Origin of the sequence: Hyphomicrobium zavarzinii ATCC 27496 (assembly GCF_000383415.1) — a bacterium.
GTDB classification, from domain to species: Bacteria; Pseudomonadota; Alphaproteobacteria; order Rhizobiales; family Hyphomicrobiaceae; genus Hyphomicrobium_C; species Hyphomicrobium_C zavarzinii.
Map to the genome: position 1 here is coordinate 1 of NZ_KB911261.1, position 23,163 is coordinate 23,163.

The window sequence follows — 23,163 nt, forward strand, 5'->3', positions numbered from 1 at the left end:
TGTAGTTCCCGCCAAGATCCAGCGAGCCCTGGCCGATGGCATAGCTGCCGACATTCTCGCCTGCGGCTCGCGACAGAACACCCGAGAACGCATCGCTCCCGACCAGAGAGCCGGAGCTGATCGCATACGCGAGAACGGGATCGGTGGTGCCGTAGACCTTCGACTGACCGGCATCGGCCGTGACCGTTACGTGCCGCACTGTGATGTCGGCCGACGATGTCGCCGTTGCGTTGACGCTATAGTTTGCAGCGTCTGCTCCAGAGAGAGTGATCCCCGAAGTGGTTGTTGCAATTCCAGTCCCGACATTCACGTCGGCAAACACGGTTTCTGTGCTGTCGACAGTCAACACATCGCCGGAGAGGCGGTCGTCCGCGAAGGTCACGCTGCCGGCCGCCGTCGCGTCATAGACTTTGTTGTTTGCCGTCGCGGTCGCCGTCAGCGCCTTTCTATCGACCGTCAGAGTTCCGGGCACGACGATCAAACGATAGGTTTCCGTGCCTGCCGGCGATGCAGCCGAGATACCGGGGCTCGCCACGGCGTTGGCGGTGATGGCGTAGCTTCCGGCGTTATCGTGCCCGGTCGAGCTCTTCGAGCTCGCATTTGGATCGGCCAACGAGAACGCGCCCGGAATGTCACTCGGCGTTATCGTTTCCGGTCCCGCCAACACATACGCGGTCACCCCTGTGACGGCATCGTATCCGCCATACCGCCCATATGTGAAGGATGGTCTCGCGTCGCCGTACGTCACAGACGCGTCATCTGCCTTCACGGCAATCGCACGCGCCATGGCATAGAGTTCGGGATAGTGGGCAGTCGTATCGCCGCCTTGGCCCGCTTGGTTTGGCGGAACCCAAATGCCGCTGAAATCCCAACCGACAAAGTTGGTGGCGAAATTTGAGATGTTCTGCATCTGCGCTGTGGTGCGGCCGGTCACCCCGTAGGAGACGCCGCTGCCACCGGTCGCGCGTCCGGATGATTGCGTGTCCCAATAGTTCGCGGACAAGCTCGAACCGTTGTTCAAGCCGATGAAGCCGCCCACATTGGTGGTCCCCAGCGCCGTCCCCGTCGAGTAATTGGACTCGAGGTAAGAGCCGTGGCTCACTCCGACGAGACCGCCGATCAGATTGCTGCTGCCGCCAGTTCCGGTCGCGTTGCCTCTCGCGTAGCTCGAATAAACCGAGCCTTGGTAAAGATATCCTATGAGGCCGCCGATCGACTCCGGACCGCTGGCGTCGCCGGTGGCGTAGCTTTGCATCACGGTGCTTCCGGACAGAGATCCGACCAATCCGCCGACCCGGCTGCTTCCAGCCACCGCGCCCGTGGCATACGAATTCAGGGTCGTGCTGGCCTGCTGCAACACTCCGACCAATCCACCAACACTGGTCGTGCCGGATACAGTCCCAGTCGCGTAGCTGTACGAAATTTTCGTGTATTGCCAGCTCTCGCCGATGAGCCCGCCTACGTTCGTCAGGCCGGATACATTTCCGGTCGCGTAACTCTTGGCCACTGTGGTGTAGTAGTTGCTGTACCCGACGAGCCCGCCGACTTTCGACCCGGTCGCCGTGACGTTTCCGGTCGCGTAGCTCTCGGTCACGGAGGTCAATGGAGAATGGTTGGTTTCCCGTAGATAACCCACGAGGCCGCCGACCTGCGTCGTGCCTGAGACGGCACCCGTCGCGTAGCTCTTGGAGAGCGTGGACCCATACGCCAGCGATCCGATCAAGCCGCCAACGCTCTCTGCGCCCTGCACGGTCCCACTCGCATAGCTGGACAAGACGGTCGTCTGTGTTCCGCCACCGAGCAGACCTCCAACCGAGTTGCCGGTGGAGGTGACATTTCCCGTCGCGTAGCTGCCGCTGATCGTAGCGCTTGAGGCACCTCCGGCGAGCCCTCCCATCGACCCGTCACCCGTCACGGTGCCAGTCGCGTAGCTGTCGCGGATCGTACCGGTAACGCTTCCGACTAGACCTCCCGAAGACGCTTGTCCCGTGACCGCGCCAGTCGCATGGCTTCCTTCCACGGTCGCCGCGCTTATTATTCCAATAAGACCACCCGTAGCCGTAGTGCCAGCGACCGTGCTCGACGCATAGCTATTCGAGACGGTGGCATTTACCTCAAGTTGACCGACGAGCGAGCCTGTGTTCGTCCCGCCCCTGATGGAGCCGCCGACAAGGCCAACATTGGAAATTCGTGCAGAGCTGCCTCGTACCCGCCCAAAGAGACCTACGTCCGTTTGCGACGCGCGATTGATCGTCAAGCCGGAGATTTCAAATCCTGCCCCATCGAACGAGCCGGTAAAATTCTGTGACGATGTGCCGACGGGACTGAAGCCGCTCGTGCCCCATACGGATGAGGCGACCCCTGTTGCCCTTGCATCGATGTCCTGTGTCAGGACGTATCGTCCGCCGAGTTTCAACCCCATGAGCTGGAGCTGGTTGGTGTTCCAGATCCCTTGCGAATACTCATGGCGCAACATCGGCCGCGCTCCGTCGAAGCTGACCCATGTGTTGGTAAAATCAAAGCTGGTGTAGCTGGCTTGCGACGTTGCTTGAGCCGTTGTCAGGCCGGTCGCGGAGAACGTGCCGCTCGCATAGCTATAGCCCCATGAAATCCCGGTGGTTTGGATGTCCCAGTAGCTCTGCGTGACGTGAGAACTGTTGGCGCTAGCTCCAACGAGCCCGCCGACACTGCTCTGGCCTGCTACAGAACCGGTCGCATAGCTTCCTAAAACCGCAGCCCTGTTCATGTAGCCGACCAGCCCGCCGACCGAGTCGCCGCCTGTTACAGACCCGGTTGAATAGCTGTAATCAATTCTGCCATCGGTATTGTCTCCGACTAGACCTCCAGCCATCATGCTGGCCGCATGCACAACGCCGGTTGCATAGCTAAACTGTACGGTTCCGTAGTTCGATCCCACGAGACCGCCGGCGATATAGTTCGTTGCGGTTATCGTGCCTGTCGCGTGACTTCGCGTTATCGTTCCCTGATTGAAACCAACAAGACCGCCAACAACACCCGTTCCAGTGACGTCGGCAGACGAAAAACTGTCGGCGATCACGCCCCCGTTCCAAGCGTAACCGACGATACCGCCGACACTGCTCTCCCAGCCATTTGCCGAGATGCTGCCGGTTACATAGCTCGATGAGATGGTGGAGGCCCCATAGCTCGTCCCCACCAGCCCGCCAACTTTGCTTTGTCCAGTAATGGAGACTCCGGCGAGGGCAACGTTGGAAATAAACGCCCCACCGTCAGTTACAGAAAAGAGACCGACCCGGTCTTCGCCCGGCCGATTGATCGTCAAGTTTACGATCGGGTTTCCGAGGCCCTGGAGACTGCCGGTGAAGAACGGATAATCCTTTCCGATGGGCTTAAAACCGGCACCGCCATTCCATGTCGCCGTATCAGCCGCGTCGATGGCAACCGCAATTGCATACTTTCCAGCCAGACCGTTTTGTATGGCTTGGAGATCCGCTACGGAGCGGATCATGGTGTAGCTTTCGCCGTTGGCGGAGAACGTTGAGCTGGCGCCCGGCAGCGACACAAAGGCGCCCGGCGAGACTTTGAACTGGCCCCCGTGGTTCACGGCAAACCCCGCCGACGTGCCCGTTGCAACGATAGGCGCGTGAACAAAAATGCTCCCGGCCGCCGAGAGCGTCAGCACCGTATCTGCAGTCCAGCTCAGCGGAGCCAGAAGCGTGATGTTACCGTTTTGCGAGCCGGAGGCCCCTGTCGTCAGCGTGACGTTCGCCAGCTCGATCTGGTCCCGCAGCGTGGACACATTGATCAGGCTGTCGTTTGCGGATGGCGTGAGACCGCTCACACGCGCAGAAGCGCCCGACCATATTGTGATGTCATACGGGTCGAGCAGCAGCGTGCCGAAACGGCCCTTGTAAGACGTCAGGTCCGCAAGTCCGCGATAGTCGAGCACTTGCTTGCCGGACACTTCTACGAAACCGCCGTCCCCCCCGAGCGCGCCTCCTCGCGCCGAAATGCGCCCTTCAAACGAGGTCAGACCGTCGGACCAGACAATGATCGTGCCGCCGTTTCCGTCGGCCGCCGCATCGGCACGGATTTCGGCATCGGCTCCAATCACGACATCATGCGCACGCGTGAGGGTGCCGCCGCCCTGCAGGTCGCCGCCAATCCGAACATGGCCGCCGCCGGTTGCGCCGGATGCATCGATTTTGGCCTTGCCGAGCGTAATCTTGTCGCTCGCGGTTATGGTGACGGCGCCGCCTTTTGCCGCTTCGGACCTCGTCGAAATTCTCGCATCGCCGTCGATCCTGACGGAGCGGCCGCTGACGTCGACGGCGCCGCCTTTTGTTGCGCCACCGGCATCGAGCGTGCCGGTTACGTTGACGTTGCCGCCCTCGCCGCCGCCAAGAACGATGGCGCCATCGACACCCGAAACCGATTTCGCGGCAATAGTACCCGACACATTTACGGCGTCGCGGATTGCGCGGCGAACGGTTGCAGCCTTGAGCTCCACGCGTCCGCCGGGCGCCTTGATCCGTCCACTCGAGTCGATGAGGGCGCGCGCGCTCACCGTCCCGGGCGGGATGGCGACTTGCAGAAAGCCGTCGCCGGTTAGATCGAGCGCTGCCCGCTCGCCTGCACCGAGGCCGACACGTCCGAGCGGCACCGAGATGGTGCCGGCATTCGAGATGTTGCCGCCCAACAGGCCGACGAAGCCACCTGAGCCCGCCTGGATGGAGCCCTGATTGACGACCCCTGCCGACGAGCCTGTGCCGAAAAAGTCCAGCACGCCGCCGAGGAAATCCTGATCGCGAATGTCGAGCGTCGATCCCACGAAGCCGCCGCCGACGTTGATGGTGCCCGTCGGCGTGATCGCGATACCGTTCGGGTTTACGAGAAACACCTGTCCATTGGCGCTGACCTTGCCCGCGATCGTCGATGTGGTCCCGCCAGTCACGCGATTGAGTATCGCGGACGATGATCCCGGCTGCTGGAACGTGACCGAGTTCGGCTGGCCGACCGAGAAGCTATTCCAGTTGACGATCGCGCGCGGCGTGGACTGCGTGACGGTCAGGCCGCCGCCGCTCGGCGCCCCCACAGTCACGCCGCCCGAAACGACGCTCGGGCCTTGCGGCAATGCGTGCTGCTGCGCCTCGCCTGTGACGGGCGCCAGGTGCACTCCGAGCACGGCCAGCAAAGCGATGTAGGAGATGCGGCGGAAACGTCTCGCTGACATGGTGTCAAAATCCAGTTCTAGAATTTCACGCCAGCATTGAACATCACGCGATACCCTTCCTCGGCCCTCGGGTCGTCCGTGAACCGCCGAGCGAGCTCGAGGCTCATCGAGCCCAAGGGCAATCCGTCCGGCCCCTCCACGAAGGCACGCGTACCGACGCCCACGGATGCAACGTCGATCCTTCCAGGTTCAACGATTGTCGGCTCGACAAGCCAGCCGCGCCCCGCCGCACCGAACACGTACGGCGTTACCACCGTTGCCCATGCCACGGTGGGGAGCGAAAACGATCTCGATATTTCGGAGCGCGCGAGGAGACCTTCATCGACGCTGAACGTGCCACTCTCGAAGCCAGAGATCGATTGCGGGCCATCCAGAGAAAACTGCTCCGACGCGAACAGCGGTGTGCCAAAGGATGTCTGACCGCGCACGAGCAGGCTTACCCGCAGGTCTTCCGGAAGCGGATGGATGTAGTGCATCTCCGCGACCAGCTTCTGGAAGTCCGGATCGCTGCCCATGCGCGAGAGCGGCACCCCGGACGCAATGGCGTCGCTTTCGTCCCGGCCGCCCAGCCCCTGGGAGACTGTCGCCGACAGGAAAACGGGCGCCCCGCGCGACGTATAGGACCTATGATCGAGGCCGAGACGAACGACGCTGTAGCGGTCATGGTCGAGGTCGAGCCCGAAGTCGATGGCCTCGGAGATGGCTTCGTTGTGCTCGTAGAGCGCCTCGACATCGAGCCTGCGCGCTCTCGTCAGGACAACAGGGTAGGAGACGCGAAGCGCAAAGCGCTCGAACACGTCCTGCGTCGCAAAAAGCTGATCTATCGGGCGCGATCTCGAATGCGTGTATTCGGGGTTCAGCGCCAGACCATCGGTGCTGATCGGGATGACAGCGCCGACGCCGGCGATGCGAAGCGGCGCCGTGCCGTCCAGCGTGGCGCCAAGCTCGTCGGAACCGATGTAGGTACCGTAGACCTGCTCGCCGAACCCGAATGCGCTGTTCACCTCCGCTGACGACGCGTATTGCCAGCGCCCGTAGCTCTCGTTCATGTGGTTGTTCACGCCGAGCGTGCCGCCAACCATGCTATGCTCGCCATTGAGGATCAGCCGCGTGCCGCCCTGCTCGCGCCCACGCGCGAGCGTGCTGCGCAGCCGTAGGCCCGGCACGTGAGACGCGAGAAGCAGCCGGCGTTCGATTTCATCCAGCTTGATGCGGCGCTGGCCGATGAGCGGCGCCATGCGAGACACGACGACATCGCGCACGCGCGGCGATAAGGCTTGAACGTCGACATCCTCGACATAACCGTCGACGACAAGAAGCCTGAGTTCTCCTCCATCGAGAAGCGTCTGCGGCGGGAGCACCACGCGCGCCAGCACATACCCCGCGGCGGCGTAGGCTTGCTCTACCACGCCCGCGAACGCGTAGAGCTCCGCGGCAGTCGTGCGCCGCCCCACGATCTGACGCGACAGTTCAGCAGTGACAGCGGCAAGCTCCGGGAAACCACCTTCGATGCGTACGTTCGCAATCGTCACCGTGAGCCGTTCTGCGCCTGCGGGCACATCGAGAGGCGCGGCACCCGACATCACGATGCCTCCGCCGCCAAAGTCCTCCGGGGGACGTAGCGTCTCCGGCGTGACCTGGCTTGCAGGTGGCGCCTGGGCACCTGCGTTCAACGGCGCGAGCGCCAACAGCGTGACGAGTATTCCAGCTCGTTTCCGATATCGGCCCCGCTCACAGCTCATCGCCACCTCGTCCGCTGGGAGACGAGATGGAAAGCGCGCGGCGGACAGGTGTCTTGTTGCTTCACCACCTGCATATCGTCATTCTTTGCTCAGCGCATCGTAGGCGGGCGCCAGCCCGCGGAAGGAGAATGGCACCGCGACGCTGCGGCCCAAGCCATCCTTGAAATCAAGGCGACCGCGCTCGGATTGCGCACGCCATTTCGCGAGAACGTCGTCTTTCAGCGCGACCTCCGCAAAGCATCCGCCAGGCAAGCATCTCGCCCAGATGAGATTCTGGGCGATCGGATCGCTTTCATCGATTGCCACTTTCGGCCCTTCGGTGAGCAATACGTTGGTCGGCAAAACAATCGTCAGGACATTGGCAGCAGGGCTTTTGGTTTTTGAAATCGCGAGCCGCGCGATAGGGCCGGACTGGCCCTGAACCTGAACGGATTGCGAGACCTCGCAGAGCCGGCTTGCCGTTCCCGCCTCATCCGCAACCTTCTGGCAGACCAAAACCCAATCCCCGTACGTCGCGGACGTCGCGTGAGGATCGGACGAAACCGGCGCGGGCACCGTTGCGGCGCGGGTTGCAGGTGTCGGCTCCGCGTAAGCGGCCGACTGCGCCAGAGCGATCATCAGTGGTCCGCACATGAGAGCCAAGCAGGCCGAAATGATCTTTGGCATATAAATAACTCAGCTATCTGATTGTATCTGTCCGTACATTTTCTTGTGGGTTATTCTGGTGTGATTCGTCGGAAAACCTAGCGCGTAATGACCCGGATCAGGCGTGCGGGCACTCGAGCGTTCTCCGCCGATGCAGCTCGCGCCCGCTGCTGAAGGCGCCGCCGAGCTTCGAGGCGTTCCCGAATTGCGCTGGATGACTGGTGTGCTGCGCGGATCTGCTGCGATTTCACACGCTGAGGGAAAATCCTAGGCAGAAGCCCATTATCAGCACCGCCGATCAAGCAGCGTTGCTGGCGCGGTTCCGCACATTTGCGTAATTCGGGGGCTTCTTCGTCAGGTGGGAGGTTCGGGGCGCGCGAACTCAATCTCCGTGGTCGCGAAAGCGCGCATCACAATGCCTTGATGAGCGGGCCGCGCTTCGTGTTCCGGCTAGGCGCCTTGAAGAGCCTGTGCCGGCTCCGGCGCAACCACACGCTGGAAAAGGTGCCACGTCGCATGACCGAGAACCGGCAATGCGACCAGCAGTCCCAAAAATCCCGTCAAAGCCGAGAGAACCAGCAATGCGACGATCACCACCGCAAACAGCAGCATGGGCAGCGGATTCATTGCGACCGCGCGCACACTCGTGATCATGGCGGTCACGCAGTCCACATCGCGATCGAGGACGAGCGGAAAGGACACCACCGAGAGCGAGAACAGGATGGTTGCCAGCACCGCGCCGATGACATTACCCACCAGCAGGAACAAAAGACCGTTCGTGGTCGTCAGCACGATATTGACAAAGTCGTGAAGGGACGCGCCCATCCCGCTGTAACCAAGGAACAGGGCCATGAGCAGGCGCACCTGATACATCCACATGATGAGCACAAAGACCGTCATGAAGCCCATCCAGCGGACCTCGCTGCGGCTTTTCACCTTGCGCCAGATCTCGCCTGCCGAGAGCGGCTCTCCCGTCTGCAAACGGCGGCTCACCTCGTAGAGCCCGGCCGCGACAAACGGACAGACGAGAGCAAAGCCCGCCCCGATCGGGTAGGCAAGGTAAGGCATCCCGAGAATCTGCAAGGTCGCAACGATCGCGATCCCCGTGATGGCGCTGAGACCGCCCAGCAGGATGCCGTACCAGGGCGCGGCTTGGAAATCCCGCACGCCTTGCGCCAAAGCCTCTATGACGTCGCTGGTGGAGATCTCGCGAACGACGGGATCAATTTTGCCCGATAGCGATGCCGTCCCCATGCTTCCCCTCCGCCGCGCCGCCTCGCCAAAGCCGCCTCTCGGGCGGTTCGCTGACATCGATGACGTCCCGCCCGATCCGTGACATTTGTCAAGAATAGCGCATGCCTGCCGCGCCCGCGACACTCTTCGTTTTCGCGTGTGCAGCAAGAGCGGAGGCAACGGCACGCCATTGGCCGGGTACGGCCCGTCCGATCCTCCACCAGGATTACAAGGGGGGCCAGCCTGGGGGCACCCGACGGCTGGACAGCCCCAGCGCAAAACGACGTTGCGCCAGTGGACGCTCGCCGGGCGGTACGCGTCCTCGCAAGGCCAACAGCATGCCGATCGCAAACCAGAGGGGAAGCCAGACGAAAAATCTCGCTGTCAGAGCGACGAGCAGGACCACGATCAGAAATGCTACGGCCGGGATGTCGTCGGCACCCAAGGTGCGCCATGCGACCTTAGCCCGGCTCAAAAGGAAACCGATCAGGAGCATGGAGCCTATAAGGCCGGTGTGCGATTGGACCGAAATCAACGAGTGAATATAGCCGCCGGGGCGAAAGGTTTTCACCTCGGCGCCGAGGTCGCCGAACATTGGATCGAGCGCAAGCTGATCAACCGCGTCCTCGTAAATGATCTTCCAGCGCGAGGATACGCTGCTGCCGGCAACAATGGTCAGCGGCGGGATATCGTCGGAACTGTCCGACGCAAGGTCTAGAGCAGCAACGCGAAGGAACGGCTCATAGTTGAACATCCTGAGCGGCGGAACGCTGATGGCAATGCTCACCGCCAGAGCGGCACCGAGCACTCCCGTTCCGGCAAGCACTGCACCAACCGCCCACTTTGACCGGCGCTCAATGCTGCGCACTCCGACGAACAAATCGCACCCGAACATCAAGACGGCGAGAAGAGCGATCCCGATTGCAGCTCCATTGGAGCCTACGACTTGCGCGATGAAGACAGTCCACACCGCGAGGCCCAGGTAAACGCTCGCCCGCGCCGCAAGCGCGGGCAGCGTGTTGCGAGCGGCGAACAATCGACGGGCGGACGCGACGACGCAGAAGTACCAAAGGAAGAGATAGTCACCGAATGCCTGATAGATGACGGGCGCGCCAGCCCTGTACTGAACAAGAAAGATATCCGAGCGGCAGATAAGGAGCAGCCGCGCGGTGATCCACACCAACGACGCGAGCGCAAGGACCAGCGCCGACAATTCCCAACGGAAATTTGTGTCGCCGGCACTGCTCTTAGATGTCCGAGTTGCGTAGAGCAGCACAAATCCGAGTGCCAGCCCTGCACAGAGGCGGCTAAACCATATTTTCTGATATTCCGCCGAAATACGAGCGCTCGGGTAAATGCTCGCCAGGACAATGAAATACAGGAGAAACATCACCAGCAGGATCGCTCCCCAGTCCTTGATGTAGGAGCTGAAAAATCCGCGCCGGAAATCGCGACTGGCGAGCACCAGTATTAGCGCTCCAGCCATCCCAATGTGGCAGAGCCTCAAAAGCGGGATCGGCTCCGCTTCAATGAGTTGGGTGCAGGCGACCAAACATCCAGAAAGGTAGAGGAGGACAGCGTGGGGCGCTAAAAGCGGCCATGTGATCCCGCGCTCGTCATAACTCGCGGGACTTGCGGTCTCGAAGACCGCGATGCTCGATATGCTTCGCAACGCTCACCCCCCATGGCAAATCGCGCGACTGAAATTCGTACTGAGCCCCTTCACGCCGCCGTCAGCGCGCAAGTTTCCGCGCTCGGCAACGAGCCTCTTCAATTTATTTTCGCTGTTCAGAATTTCCCGCAGAAAACCCGACACAAATAGTAATTAATTACCCCGCCATTTAGCTGAAACATACCATTTCCATTACGCTCGCCAAGGGCATTTGCGGTAATAAACAGAATAAATAAATGGCGAATAGAGCGCCCGCCATTAACCATTCCTTATCGCGCAATTAAAAAGAACATGGATCATCACTCGCGATCGGCGATAGCACCCATTTGATGAATCTTGGGAAATTGAGCGAATCGCACGGCACGCCCAAAAGGGACCGGCTTCTTTGGGACACGCCTCAAATTGAATAATGCCGTTCAGATGACGCGCCATGTGCTAGCCGCTTATCCGAGGCCGAGCGCAATAATTCCGTGCGAAGGCGGCAGAGCGAGGCCGCTGCGGCGCTCTGCCGGCCACGTCCAACATTCTGGATGAGGATTCGGTTGCGGCCACGCTTGCCGGGCAACTCTCGCGGGCCTTATCCCGCTGCGGGCACGCGGTTCGAGGATCGTTCGAGTGATGCCGGGAACGCCTTCGGCGTTTATCCCCAGAGTATTTGTAACTGCCGTGTTTCTGCGCGGCCCGTCAGTTTGACACAAGCTCGATTCCGTTAGAGGGTTCAAGGGGCTGGCAGCAGAGACACTCACTCGCCTGCGGCGCCCACGGGGTCTGGCGCGCGGGGGAGTTCGACGTGAGGAAAAGTGTCCTAGTCACGGGAGGTGCCGGCTTCATCGGATCGCACCTCATCGACAGGCTGATAGGCGCGGGCAACGACGTCATCTGCGTCGACAATTTCTTCACCGGCTCAAAGACGAACATCGAGCACCTGATCGGCAATCCGCGCTTCGAGCTCATGCGGCACGACGTGACCTTCCCGCTCTATCTGGAGGTCGACGAGATCTACAATCTCGCGTGTCCCGCCTCCCCCATCCATTACCAGCGCGATCCGGTCCAGACGACGAAGACCAACGTCCACGGCGCCATCAACATGCTCGGCATGGCCAAGCGGCTGCGCTGCCGGATCTTTCAGGCGTCCACGTCCGAGGTATACGGAGATCCCGCAGTCCATCCGCAGACCGAGGACTATTGGGGCAACGTGAACCCGATCGGGCCGCGCTCCTGCTACGACGAGGGCAAGCGCTGCGCTGAAACGCTGTTCTTCGACTACCACCGGCAGCACGGCCTCGAGATCAAAGTCGCTCGGATCTTCAACACCTACGGACCGCGGATGCAGGTCGGCGACGGCCGGGTGGTGTCCAACCTCATCGTACAAGCGCTCAAGGACGAGCCGATCACGATCTATGGGGACGGCAGCCAGACCCGCTCGTTCTGCTTCGTCGAGGACATGGTGGAAGGCATCCTGCGCTTCATGGCCAGCGACAGCACGCTGACCGGGCCTATCAACCTTGGGAATCCGGCAGAAATCTCGATTCGAGAGCTCGCCGAGCGCGTGATCGATGTCACGGGCTCGGGCTCCAAGCTGACGTTCCTCAAGAAGCCCACAGACGATCCTGAGCGGCGCCGCCCCGACATCGGGCTTGCAAAGGCAACGCTCGGCTGGAAACCCACGGTCGATCTCCAGGAGGGATTGCGCCGGACGATCGCCTATTTCGACAGCGTGCTGGCGAGAGCAGGCGGACTCACCGTAGAGGCTTGATGGAGAGGAGCGAATCCGCCGCCATGGCGCCCGGATGCCGTCGAGAGGGAACGAGGCCAAATCGATGATGCAGATCCGTGGAACCCGCGACGGTAGCCAGCGATGACGTCGATCTTCTCCGGTCTCACCGCATCGTTGATCGCGAAGCTGTCGCAAACGACGATGCGCAGCCTCGACACGACCGACATGGAAGCCTTGACGACGACGCAGGCCGCCGCGTTGAAGGCTACCCAGCTCAACAGTCTCAGCACGACCAATATCGAAGCCCTCACCTCCACCGCGGTATCGGCGTTGGCACCGGTCAACCTGAACAAGCTCAGCCTCGCCTTGTTCGAAGTGCTCGTCGGCGATGATCTCGCGGCTTTCACGTCAACGCAGATGGCGGCGCTTTCCGCCTCGCAGCTCAACAGCCTGACCGCGACGGAAATCGCGCAGCTCACCCCCGAGCAGCTCGGCGGCATCACCTCGACCCAGATTGCCGGTCTCACCGTCACGACGCTCGAGAAGTTCAGCGCGACCCAGATCGCGTCTTTCACCTCCACCCAGGTGAGCGGCCTCACGGCATCGCATCTCACGTCTCTTACGCCCGAAAAGATGCAGGCGCTCGATGTCTCCGGGCTCACGCCGCTCCAGGTCTCGCGCCTCTCCGCGACCGCATTCGACAACCTGTCCGCGGCGCAGATCTCGGCGTTCACCCCGGCGCAGGTCGCCGCGCTTTCGGCGACGTCGCTTTCGCTTCTGTCGACGAGCGAGATCCAGGGCTTCACCACCAGCCAGATCGGCGGGCTGACCGCGCGCCAGATCTCGAACCTCCCCACCACTACGATCACCAAGTTCACGCCAAGCCAGCTCGCGTCGCTGACGACCCAGCAGATGGCGGCGCTGATATCCACGCAGCTCACTGCACTCTCGCCGTCAGCAATTCAGGCATTGCCCGCCGAGCGCTTCACGCAGACGCAGATCGCGACGCTCTCCACGACTGCGTTCGACAACCTCACGTCCTCGCAGCTGGCGGCTCTCAGCGCGACGCAGATCTCCGCGCTCTCGACGACCTCGCTCAACCGGATGTCGCCCACGGCACTCCAATCGCTCACCGCCACACAGGTTTCGGGGCTCACGGCCCGGCAGTTGGCGGGAGCTACCGCCACGACGCTCGCAAATTTCTCTCCATCGCAGCTCGGCCTCCTGACGACCGCACAGATGAGCGGGCTTAAGCCGGCGCAGCTCAGCGAGATGGCGCCTTCGTCCCTTCAGGCGCTGACTGCGGCAAACTTCTCCGTCTCGCAGTTGAACGGTCTCAGCACGACCGCGTTCGACAATCTGTCGCCAACGCAGATCCTGGAGCTCAAGCCGGCCCAGCTGGCTGCACTCTCGACGACGAATTTCAACCGGCTCACTGACGGCGAAATCGGCGCGCTGACCGCCACGCAGATACGCGGGCTCAAGCCCGCCCATATCGCCGCTCTCACAACGTCACTGCTGACTGCGCTCGATCCGTCGCAACTCCAGGCCTTGACCGCGACGCAGGTGAAGGCGCTCACCTCGTCGCAGATCAACGCGTTGTCGAGCTCGGGACTGCAGGCGCTCCCGGTTTCGAGCCTTTCCACAACGCAGGTCGCCCGTTTCACCACGACGAATTTCCGCGGGCTGACGCCGGCACAAATCGCGTCGTTCACGCCGGGCCAGGTCGCCTCGCTCAGCTCCACGCTGATCAACAGCCTGTCGCCGGCCGAGATCCAGTCGTTCACGACGACGCAGATCAGCGGATTGACTTCCGCCAAGATCGCGACGTTCGGAACGGAGCAGGTGGCCGCGCTTACGACCGATCAGATCCGCGCGCTCTCGCCGTCGGCGCTGTCGGGCCTGCGTGACACGCAGATCGCCGTGCTCTCGTCGTCCCAGCTCAGCGCACTCTCGGAAGTCCAGATGGCGAGCCTGACGGCTGCCGCCGTCGGCGGGCTCGATACGACCGGCGTCACGAACCTCACCACGACGCAGATCGCCGCCATGAAGGCCACGCAGGTGCGCGGCCTCACCCAGGACCAGATTGCGGCGCTTACGACATCGCAGATCGCGGCGCTCTCGACGACTGCGATGGCGAGCCTCAGCGCGACTCAGGTGTCGGCTCTGTCGGTCGCCCAGCTCAACGCTCTCAGGCCCAGCCAGATCTCGGCCCTTTCAACACTTGGCATCTCGGGGCTCACGACCACGTCCGTCGGCGCCCTGAGCGCGGACCAGATCGGGGCGCTCGCGGCTTCCCAGGTCAGGGCTTTTTCGGAGGCTCAGGTCGAGGCACTGAGGCCGCAGCAGATCGGCCTGCTCGCCGAGACGCAGATTGCGGCTTTCTCCACCTCGGCAATCAAGGGCCTTTCGGCGGACGACATCGCGGCCCTCACGACAACCCAGGTTGGCGCGCTGGTCGCGACGCAGGCCTCCGCGCTGGTCGATACGCAGATCGAGGCCTTTTCGGACACGCAGATCGCTAACCTCACGACCACGGCAATCTCCGGTTTCAAGAACACGCAGATCGCGAGCTTCACTCCAACGCAGCTCGCTGCGATGTCGTCTGAACAGATCGGCGCCTTGTCGGCGGACGGCATCACGGGGCTCGCGGCCGAGGACATCACGTCTCTCTCCCTGAGCTTCTTCACAGGGCTCTCGCAGACGCAGATCCGCGCGCTTTCGGAATATCAGATCGTCTCGCTCAGCCCCGCACAGCTCGCCGCGCTTTCGTCCGAGCAGATCTCGGCCCTCTCCAAGGCGGCCATCAGCGGGCTCTCGACGACGGCGCTGCAATCGCTTTCCGCCACGCAGCTCAGCAAGCTCACGGCCGCGCAGATCTCGGCTTTCGACGCGAACCAGATCGCCTCGCTTTCCGTCGAGCAGATGTCCCGCTGGGTCACCACCCAGATGGTCGGCATCTCTCCGGACGCCATCAAGGCGCTCAGCGAGACGCAGCTCGGGGCTCTCTCCACCAGCCAGGTGCGGGCGCTTACCGCAACGCAGATCGGCGCGCTCGACACCACGCAAGTCGCCGCTCTCTCGACCTCGCAGATCGGTGCGCTGACCACCGCGCAGATGCGCGGGTTCAAGTCGACGCAAATCGCGAACCTCACCAGCACTCATTTCTCTGCCCTCGACTCGACGCAGATCGGCGCGCTTACGCCCGAGGCAATTTCCGGGCTGACCGGCGAGCAGATCGAGCTTCTCTCCATTCGTCAGGCCGACGGCCTGACCGCGACGCAGATGGGAGCGCTCAACGAGACGCAGCTTGGTGGCCTTACGACGACGCAGCTCGCGAGCTTGACCTCGACGCAATTGGGCGGTCTCTCCACGTCCGCGATCGCGGCCTTGACGGCGGAGAGCATCGGCGCGCTCGACGCCAAGCACATCCGCGGCCTGACCGCGGCGCAGCTCGGCGCGCTCACGACCACGCAGATCAGCTATCTCAGCACGTCGCAACTCGCGGTGCTCTCTCCCGAGCAGATCGCGGGGCTCAGCGCGGCCCAGGCGTCCAGCCTGAGCCCGGAGCAGCTCGGCACGCTCACGTCGCGCCAGGTCAGCGGCCTCTCCACCGCCGCGATCTCGGGGCTGTCGACGACGGCTCTTGGCTCCCTGAGCACGGTGCAGGTCAAAGGCCTGACGCAATCGCAAATCGCCAGCCTCTCCGAAACGCAGATCGTCGCTCTGAGCACCGGCCAGCTCGACGCCTTGTCCTCGACGCAGATCTCGGGCCTCTCGACGGCCGCGATCTCCAGCCTGACGGTCGAGCAGCTTTCGGGATTGACGACGACACAGCTTCGCGGGCTCACCTCGGCTCAGGTCTCGGCGTTGACGACCACACAGCTCGCGAGCCAATCGGCCGCGCGCATCGCGGCCTTGACGACGGCAGCTCTCGGCGGTCTCAAGGAAACGCAGAGCCCGACGTTGAGCGACGAGCAGATCGCGGCGCTCGCCACGTCGCAGATCGCCGCGCTTTCCACGAGCGCGATCTCGGGGCTCACCAGCACGCAGATCGCCGGCCTCACCAGCACCCAGTTTGCTGCGCTCACCTCTACGCAGATCCAGGCCCTCACGGGCGAGCAGATCGCGGGCCTAAGCACCACCCAGCTCTCGCGCCTCAGCGCAACGCAGGCGGCGGGCCTCAGCTCCAGCCAGTTGGCCGAGCTCAGCAGCACGCAGATCGGGGCGCTGACGACCACCCACATCCGGGCGCTCTCGCCGACCGCCATCAGCGGGCTCACTGGCTCTCAGATCGCGAGCCTCTCGACGACACAGCTCATGAGCCTCACGACGGCGCAGATGGGCGCGCTGTCATCCACGGCGATCTCGGGCCTTACGACGACGGAGCTCGCGGCCCTCACGACAACCCAGTTCGCCGCCCTCTCGACCACCGGAATCGCAGCGCTGTCGGTCACACAGCTCGCCAGCCTCACCTCGGACCAGGTGCGGGTCCTGAGCACCACGGCAATCGCCGGACTAACCTCGACACAGGCGGCGAGCCTCACGCCCTCGCAGCTCGGCGCGCTCACCACGAGCCAGATCAAGGCGCTCGCCGCGACGGGATTGGCCGGTCTCACCGCGACGCAGCTCGAATCCCTCAGCGCCTCGCAATTCTCGGCGCTGGCCGCCGCTCAGATCGGCGGGCTCTCGACAACCGCGATCAACGGACTTTCGACCACACGCCTCTCGAGCCTGACGACGACACAGCTTTCCGGATTGACGTCCCGGCAGATCTCAGCCCTCAGCGCCAGCCAGATCAGCACGCTTTCGACACGCCAGCTCCAGGCGCTTTCGCCTGACGAAATCAGCGGCCTGACGCAAACCGGCATCGCGGCCTTGAGCACGGCGCAACTGCGTGCGCTCACCACCGCGCAGATCGGCGCGATCTCAACCAGTGCCATAGCCGGCCTGACCAACGGGCAGATCTCCTCGCTGACGAGCGAGCAGATGGGCAGCATCCGCGCCACCCAGATCGCGAGCCTTTCGACGACGGCCATAGCGGGGCTGACCACTACGCAGCTCGACGCGCTCACCAGCACGCAGTTCGCGAGCCTCTCGGCGACCGGAATCGCGGCTCTGACGCCGGATCAGCTCTCGAGCCTCAAGACCACGCAGATCGGCCTGCTCTCGCGCACGTCCATCGGCGGCCTTACGGCTGCCCAGCTTTCGAGCCTGACCTCGACGCAGTTCGACGTGCTGACCTCCACTCAGATCAGCGCCATCTCGACGACGGCCATCCTGGGGCTGACGGAAACCCAGATCGGCTCGCTCGAGGCAACGCAGTTCGCCGGCCTCCGCGCGACACAGATCGCGGCAATGGATACGACGCAGATCCGGGCCATGACGACGACGGACATCGCCTCGCTGTCCGCCGCGCAGATCCAGGGCCTACTGCGCGTCCAGATCCGTGCCTTGACGACGCCGCAGATCGCGGCGCTTACGGAGACGCAGATCGCCTCGCTCGACACCTCGCAGGTCGTCAACCTGACCACCACGATGCTGGCGCTACTCTCCTCGTCTCAGCTTGGCGCTTTGACGTCGACACAGATCGGCGGCCTCTCCTCGCAGCAGCTCAACAGCTTGAGCCCGAGCGTGATGGGTTCCTTCACCGCCAACCAGATCGCGGGCCTGACGACGACACAGATCTCCTCCTTGTCGACAACCGCTATCAGCGGCCTGACAACCACGGGCATCGAGGCCCTCAACGGCAACCAGATCGCGGCCTTTACGCAGACGCAGCTCGACAGCATGACGCCCGAGCAGCTCGCAGCGCTTCAATCGGCAATCTCGTAGTCTCTGCGGGGCATCCGCCGAGGCTGATCCAGGACGTTCCGGCTTTGTGAGAGTGGACGACGAGCATGAGTTACATCGAACATCCCAACCAGGATCCCGTCATCGTCGCGGATGCCAACGCCGAAGCCGCCATCGGCGCGGACATCGGCACGCTGTTCGGCCTTGCGGAGACGCGCGAAGCGCAGGGCGACATTCAGGGCGCCGTCGCGCTCTACCGCAATTGGGTGGCGCGGAACCCGGCCCATCCGCTACTGCATGCGGCCTACTTCAACTACGGCGTCGCCCTCAACAAATCCGGCGACCGCTATGGCGCGATGAACGCCCTTCGTGCGGCGCTCTCGCTCAAGCCGGATTTCATGCCCTCGCATATCAATCTCGGCCGCCTTCTGGAGGATGACGGACAGTTCGATGCGGCCGTCACGCAATGGCTCACGCTCGTCTCGCAGACCGGGCTGATCGACGGCAGCTCAGTGAAGCACAAGCTGGTCGCGCTCCAGCAGATCGGGCGCGTGCTCGAGACGTTCCAGCAGGACGAGCCGGCGGAGGATGCGCTGCGCCAGTCGCTCGAGATCAACGAGAACCAGCCGGAAGTGGCGCAGCATTGGATCGCGCTGCGGCAGCGCCAGTGCAAATGGCCCGCCGTCACTCCCTCTGAGCATGTCAGCCTCAAGGCGCTATTCACGCACATCTCGCCGCTATCGCTTGCGGTTCACAGCGACGACCCGATGTTCCAACTGGCGCGGGCTTTCAAATACAGCAAGGAGCTGACGGGGCCGCCACGCCGGCCGTTGTGTCATGCGACGGCCGCGAAGGAGCGGGCCTCTCTCAGGCAGAAGCTCAGGATCGGCTACGTTTCCTCGGACCTGCGCGAGCACGCCGTTGGCTTCGCGATGGCCGATGTGCTGGAGACGCACGACCGGCAGGCGTTCGAGATCACGGCCTACTATTGTGGCATCGACCGGCCGGATGGAACGAAGGATCGCTCGCAAAAGAGCGTCGATCATTGGGTCGACATCACACGCCTTTCGGACGAACAGGCGGCCCAGCGCATCCGCGAGGACGGCATCGACATCCTGATCGACCTCAATGGTTATACCAAGGATGCGCGGTCGCGGATCTTCTCCTACCGCCCGGCTCCGGTGACCGTGAACTGGTTCGGTTTTCCCGGCACGATGGGAAGCGCCCATCATCATTACATCATCGCCGATCCGATCGTCGTTCCGGAAGAGGACGAGATCTTCTACTCAGAGAAGGTCCTGCGGCTCGCGTGCTATCAGCCCAACGACCGCAAGCGCGTGGTTGCCAGCGAGCCCCTGTCGCGAGAGGGCGCCGGGCTTCCCGCCGATGGCTTCGTCTATTGCTGTCTAAATGGCTGCCAGAAGCTCACACCCGAGGTGTTCGCAAGCTGGCTCACGATCCTTCGCCAGGTTCCCGACAGCGTGCTCTGGCTGCTCAGCGGCGGCGCGGATACCGACAAGCGCCTCCGCCAATTGGCGGCGAACGGGGGTATTGCGGCGGAACGGCTGATCTTCGCGGAGAAGATGCCCAACCCGCAGCATCTGGCCCGCTACCAGCTCGCGGACCTGTTCCTCGACAATTCACCCTATGGCGCCCACACGACGGCATCGGACGCGATGTGGATGGGCGTTCCGGTTCTCACCTATCCGGGTAAAACGTTTGCCTCGCGCGTCTGCGCCAGCCTGGTTCACGCGGCCGGGCTCGGCGATCTCGTCTGCGACAGCGAGAACAGCTACGTGGCGCGCGCCATCGCGCTCGGAAAGGATCGTGCACAGATCGAGACCCTGAAGGCCCGCCTTCTGTCGAGCCGCTCCTCCTCGCGCCTGTTCGACACGCCCGCCCTGGTCCGGGACCTCGAAGAGCTCTTTCGTCATATGTGGACCGAGGCGGTGGAAGGACGTTTGCCAAAACCCGACCATACGAACCTCAACGACTACTTCGACATCGGCCTCGACATCGCCGTGAACGGAAAGGTTCCCGCTGCACGAGACGAGCTCTGCAAGCTCTACCGCGACCGGCTAGAGGCGTGGAACTCGGCGATCCGGCTGCCGCGCGACAGCCGGTTGTGGCCGTAACCCGCGAGTGAGACGGCCGCCGCCTGGAGCCGCTCCGTGCTGGAGCGTTTCGAGACGGACGGCCCGGCATACCTCAGCGATCGCCCAGCGGGCGGATGTTCCACCACTGCCACTGCTCGGGGTACTCGCGTATCCAGGCTTCGAACTGCTCGAAGATCCTTCTCGTGGCGAGATGGGAATCGGCACGCTTGTCGTCGCCCGAAGGAAGCTCGATCTCCTTGATGTCGATCCGGAAGCGGCTCTTCTTGCCGTCTCGTATGGCGCGCGCGATCCAGACCCGAGCGCTGGTGTGGCGGGCAATTAGCGACGGCACATGCGTGACCCTGGTGGATTGGCCGAGGAAATCGACCTCAATGCCGCGCCTGTCGACGTGATCGCACACGAAGCCGAGCCATCCCCCGCCGCGCACGAAATCGATCAGCACCTTCGCGGCTTTCGGTCCCTCCTCCTTGCCCTTGGCGAACAGGCCGCCGCTGAAGAGGCTCTCTCTGCGGCTTCGGATCATGCGGTCGATATGCGGATTGGCGAGGGGACGATAAACGCCGCCCGGCGCGCCGCCGAACTTCCGCACCGGCCAGATCACCAGCTCCCAGTTGCCGGAATGGAGGGTCACGCCGATCTGCGGGGCTCGCTTCTCGACTGCCTCCTCCAACGCGGGCGTCTCCGCGATGGCGATGCGGGAGGGGTCCGCGATCATCCTGTCGACCAGAATGAGCTCGGCCGCGACACGTCCCATGTTGTCCCACATCTCGAGCGCGATGGTGTTCAGCTCTTCCGGACTGCGCTCTGGGAATGCGATGGCGAGGTTGCGGAGACTTCGCTGATGCCTGCGCGTGCGCGGGCCTATGGTGCGGCTGATCCACGCGAATACGCTGGCTGACGTATCGATGCCGGCCAGCCCCATCGCGCCGATGGCGATGGCTGCCGCCCCGTACTCGATACGGTGTTTTATTGCCTTCAATAGCACAAACGATTCCTTCCGCGCCTTCGGCGGGCGCGTTGAAAATTGATCGACATACTCCTGGCCAACACGACTTGCCCGCAGACCCAGCATGGGACCTCCGACACAGCTCGTTGCTCTGAAGCAAAATTGGATTTGGAACGGCTACGTTCTGAAAAGGAACGGTGGCGCGCGCGGCGCGCACGCATACAAGAAAAGTATGTGAGTCAGAAACTGCTGATGATGCGGAAGCATTGGCCCGGCGGGCGATGCTTCATTCCGTAATTCCGTCGTGACGAGCGGTGGTATTGCGGCGCTGCTGTCCCAATACCGGGCAGAAAAACAATGCTGCCGGCGGACGTCCGGCGTGTCCTGGCCCTGATGATGAGCAGGCTGCGCCTTGAGCTTGACCGCGATCTGGTTGCCGGGCTCCGCCGCAACCGAGCGCGCATCACTCGAAATCCCCGAAGCGAGGATTAAGATGACGAATATTGAAGCGAGCAATGCCCGCATCATCGGCCCTACCCCACCGTAGCGGTGATCATTGGGCTGATCCTAACAGACAGGGCGTCGACTGCAACGCACGCACAGTCAAGAGTTGTGCATTCCTCAAATCCCTCCCGGCAGCGCAGGATATCGCGCCAATCGCGAATGGAATTCCGGAACGGACGTTCAGGTTCGATGCTTCGGAAATCGTACCGGAAATCGCCAGAAGGCAGATGAGCGACAGGCGTTCGCGACGAACGCGGCGAGGCCTTGCATCTTGGGGCCGCGCAGCCTCGCCGTACGCGTGTCACGCCACATTTCAGGCGTCTGCCGAGGCCCCGTTCTCGGCGTACGCGGTGATCACCGCGTTGAGCCGATCGCTTACGTCGGTGCCGGTTTGCATGGCTTCGAAGAGGCTCTTCAGGCTGTCGAGGAATGCGACCTGAGAGCTTCCTTCACTACTCTCATTGGACGCCGCGCCGACGAGATCGGTCAGCGTCGCGAGCACGCTTTCGAGACTCGACTCGGCGGTCGTCTTGCTGGTGGTGCTGCCGCTGTCGGTCACGCCTGATGGCGGCGGGCCACCATTGGGCGGAGGCGGTCCCATCGGAGGCCGGCCCTGCGCGGCGCGGCTCAGCCCGTCGCTTAAGGTCTGCGACGCGCCGGCTACGGAAGCGCTGTCCCCTGATTTGACCGCATCGAGAAGCGACTGCACGTCGGTGAGGAAGCCCGATCGGCCTTCGCTCGCGCCGGTCTCGCTCGTTTCGCCGGATGCGGCTTTGAGATCGTCCAGGACCTTCTGCAGGGCCGTGGCCGCATCGCTCGTCGCTTCGGTGTCTCCGGATTCGAGAGCCGAAAGGAGATCGCCCAAACCATCCATGACGGACTGAGACTCCTCGCTGCCCGCGGGAGGCGGCGGAGACGGCCCCATCGGCGCGCCCGCGCCCATGGCGCGGTTCATGCCTTCGGCGAGATTGCCCGCGGCCGTGGTGATCGCCTGCTCGTCGCCCGAGTCCACAGCGTCAAGGAGAGACTGGACGTCCGAGATGAAGCCAGACGCGCCGGCCGTACCGCTCGCCTGCTCACCTTGCGTCTTGCCGGTGCCTGACAGGCCATCGATGAGGGACTGCAAGGCATCGGCGGCATTGGAAGCCGCCTCTGTGTCGCCCGAGCTCAACGCGGACAGCAGCGAGCCGAGATTGTCCATGAACTCGCTGGCGGACTCGCCTCCCGGCGGGGGCGGCGGCGGCCCGGACGCGGCGCTGGAGCCGAGAAGAGCGGAGAGCCCGCTTCTGCTCGAGCCCGCGACCTCTATCGCGGGGATCGGGGTGCTGCCGTCCGACGACGAGGTTTGCGACGCGTTCGCGAGTTGCTGAAGCTGCGCGGCGAGCAGAGCCTGCTGCTCAGTCGCTTCGGTCTTGCGGCTTTTCTGTTGCGAGCTGGCGCCCTGTGTGTTCGCCCAGCTCAATGTCGATATCGTCATGCTTCAAGCCCTATTCTGCCGGATGCGGCGAGGACGTTTGCGGTGGCGAGAGGCGCACGGCTCCACATAACCGAACCCGCCTTTACGCATACCGACACGCAAGGG

At 63.1% G+C, this 23,163-nt stretch carries 11 protein-coding genes; 3 read left to right on the forward strand and 8 right to left on the reverse strand.

Going from position 1 to position 23,163, the window contains the following annotated elements:
- From F812_RS0117605 to F812_RS0117625, 5 genes are all read right to left on the reverse strand, one after another.
- Window positions 1-5,212 (reverse strand): GLUG motif-containing protein (locus F812_RS0117605; protein WP_020087310.1); only part of this gene is annotated, 5,212 nt, incomplete at its 3' end.
- A gap of 17 nt (window positions 5,213-5,229) precedes the next feature.
- Complete coding sequence (locus tag F812_RS0117610; protein ID WP_083929242.1) at window positions 5,230-6,954, reverse strand: ShlB/FhaC/HecB family hemolysin secretion/activation protein; 1,725 nt, start codon at window positions 6,952-6,954, stop codon at window positions 5,230-5,232.
- 78 nt (window positions 6,955-7,032) lie between these two features.
- The gene (locus tag F812_RS0117615; RefSeq protein WP_020087312.1) at window positions 7,033-7,572 is read right to left on the reverse strand and encodes an invasion associated locus B family protein; all 540 of its coding nucleotides are present in this window, start codon (window positions 7,570-7,572) and stop codon (window positions 7,033-7,035) included.
- A gap of 477 nt (window positions 7,573-8,049) precedes the next feature.
- The gene (locus tag F812_RS0117620; RefSeq protein WP_020087313.1) at window positions 8,050-8,853 is read right to left on the reverse strand and encodes a DUF2189 domain-containing protein; all 804 of its coding nucleotides are present in this window, start codon (window positions 8,851-8,853) and stop codon (window positions 8,050-8,052) included.
- Window positions 8,854-9,058: 205 nt separating this feature from the next.
- Window positions 9,059-10,297 carry a hypothetical protein gene (locus F812_RS0117625; protein ID WP_156827509.1) on the reverse strand — a complete coding sequence of 413 codons (1,239 nt, stop codon included), beginning with the start codon at window positions 10,295-10,297 and terminating at the stop codon, window positions 9,059-9,061.
- Window positions 10,298-11,294: 997 nt separating this feature from the next.
- On the opposite strand from F812_RS0117625, the gene F812_RS0117630 reads away from it, so the two are divergent.
- The 3 genes from F812_RS0117630 (at window position 11,295) to F812_RS0117640 (ending at window position 20,149) form a co-directional block, all read left to right on the forward strand.
- A complete protein-coding gene (locus F812_RS0117630) occupies window positions 11,295-12,260 on the forward strand; it encodes a UDP-glucuronic acid decarboxylase family protein (protein ID WP_020087315.1) in 966 nt (321 codons plus the stop codon).
- Window positions 12,261-12,362: 102 nt separating this feature from the next.
- A complete protein-coding gene (locus F812_RS0117635; protein ID WP_020087316.1) occupies window positions 12,363-18,056 on the forward strand; it encodes a beta strand repeat-containing protein in 5,694 nt (1,897 codons plus the stop codon).
- 65 nt (window positions 18,057-18,121) lie between these two features.
- The gene (locus tag F812_RS0117640) at window positions 18,122-20,149 is read left to right on the forward strand and encodes an O-linked N-acetylglucosamine transferase, SPINDLY family protein (protein WP_020087317.1); all 2,028 of its coding nucleotides are present in this window, start codon (window positions 18,122-18,124) and stop codon (window positions 20,147-20,149) included.
- 73 nt (window positions 20,150-20,222) lie between these two features.
- On the opposite strand, the gene F812_RS0117645 is transcribed toward F812_RS0117640, so the two are convergent.
- The 3 genes from F812_RS0117645 to F812_RS0117655 all read right to left on the reverse strand — a co-directional run bounded on the left by F812_RS0117645 (window position 20,223) and on the right by F812_RS0117655 (window position 23,058).
- Complete coding sequence (locus F812_RS0117645; protein WP_026868235.1) at window positions 20,223-21,116, reverse strand: lysophospholipid acyltransferase family protein; 894 nt, start codon at window positions 21,114-21,116, stop codon at window positions 20,223-20,225.
- Between the two features lie 138 nt (window positions 21,117-21,254).
- Window positions 21,255-21,605: a hypothetical protein gene (locus tag F812_RS0117650; RefSeq protein ID WP_020087319.1), complete on the reverse strand. Its 351-nt coding sequence runs from the start codon at window positions 21,603-21,605 to the stop codon at window positions 21,255-21,257.
- A 289-nt stretch (window positions 21,606-21,894) separates the two neighbouring features.
- Window positions 21,895-23,058 (reverse strand): hypothetical protein, encoded by a 1,164-nt coding sequence (locus tag F812_RS0117655; RefSeq protein WP_020087320.1) that lies wholly within the window; start codon window positions 23,056-23,058, stop codon window positions 21,895-21,897.
- Window positions 23,059-23,163: the final 105 nt, after the last annotated feature.

Coding starts and splice junctions, on each gene's coding strand:
- F812_RS0117655 (WP_020087320.1), bottom strand. CDS start 23,058: ATGACGATATCGACATTGAGCTGGGCGAACACACAGGGCGCCAGCTCG.
- F812_RS0117620 (WP_020087313.1), bottom strand. CDS start 8,853: ATGGGGACGGCATCGCTATCGGGCAAAATTGATCCCGTCGTTCGCGAG.
- F812_RS0117615 (WP_020087312.1), bottom strand. CDS start 7,572: ATGATCGCTCTGGCGCAGTCGGCCGCTTACGCGGAGCCGACACCTGCA.
- F812_RS0117650 (WP_020087319.1), bottom strand. CDS start 21,605: ATGATGCGGGCATTGCTCGCTTCAATATTCGTCATCTTAATCCTCGCT.
- F812_RS0117635 (WP_020087316.1), top strand. CDS start 12,363: ATGACGTCGATCTTCTCCGGTCTCACCGCATCGTTGATCGCGAAGCTG.
- F812_RS0117640 (WP_020087317.1), top strand. CDS start 18,122: ATGAGTTACATCGAACATCCCAACCAGGATCCCGTCATCGTCGCGGAT.
- F812_RS0117610 (WP_083929242.1), bottom strand. CDS start 6,954: ATGAGCTGTGAGCGGGGCCGATATCGGAAACGAGCTGGAATACTCGTC.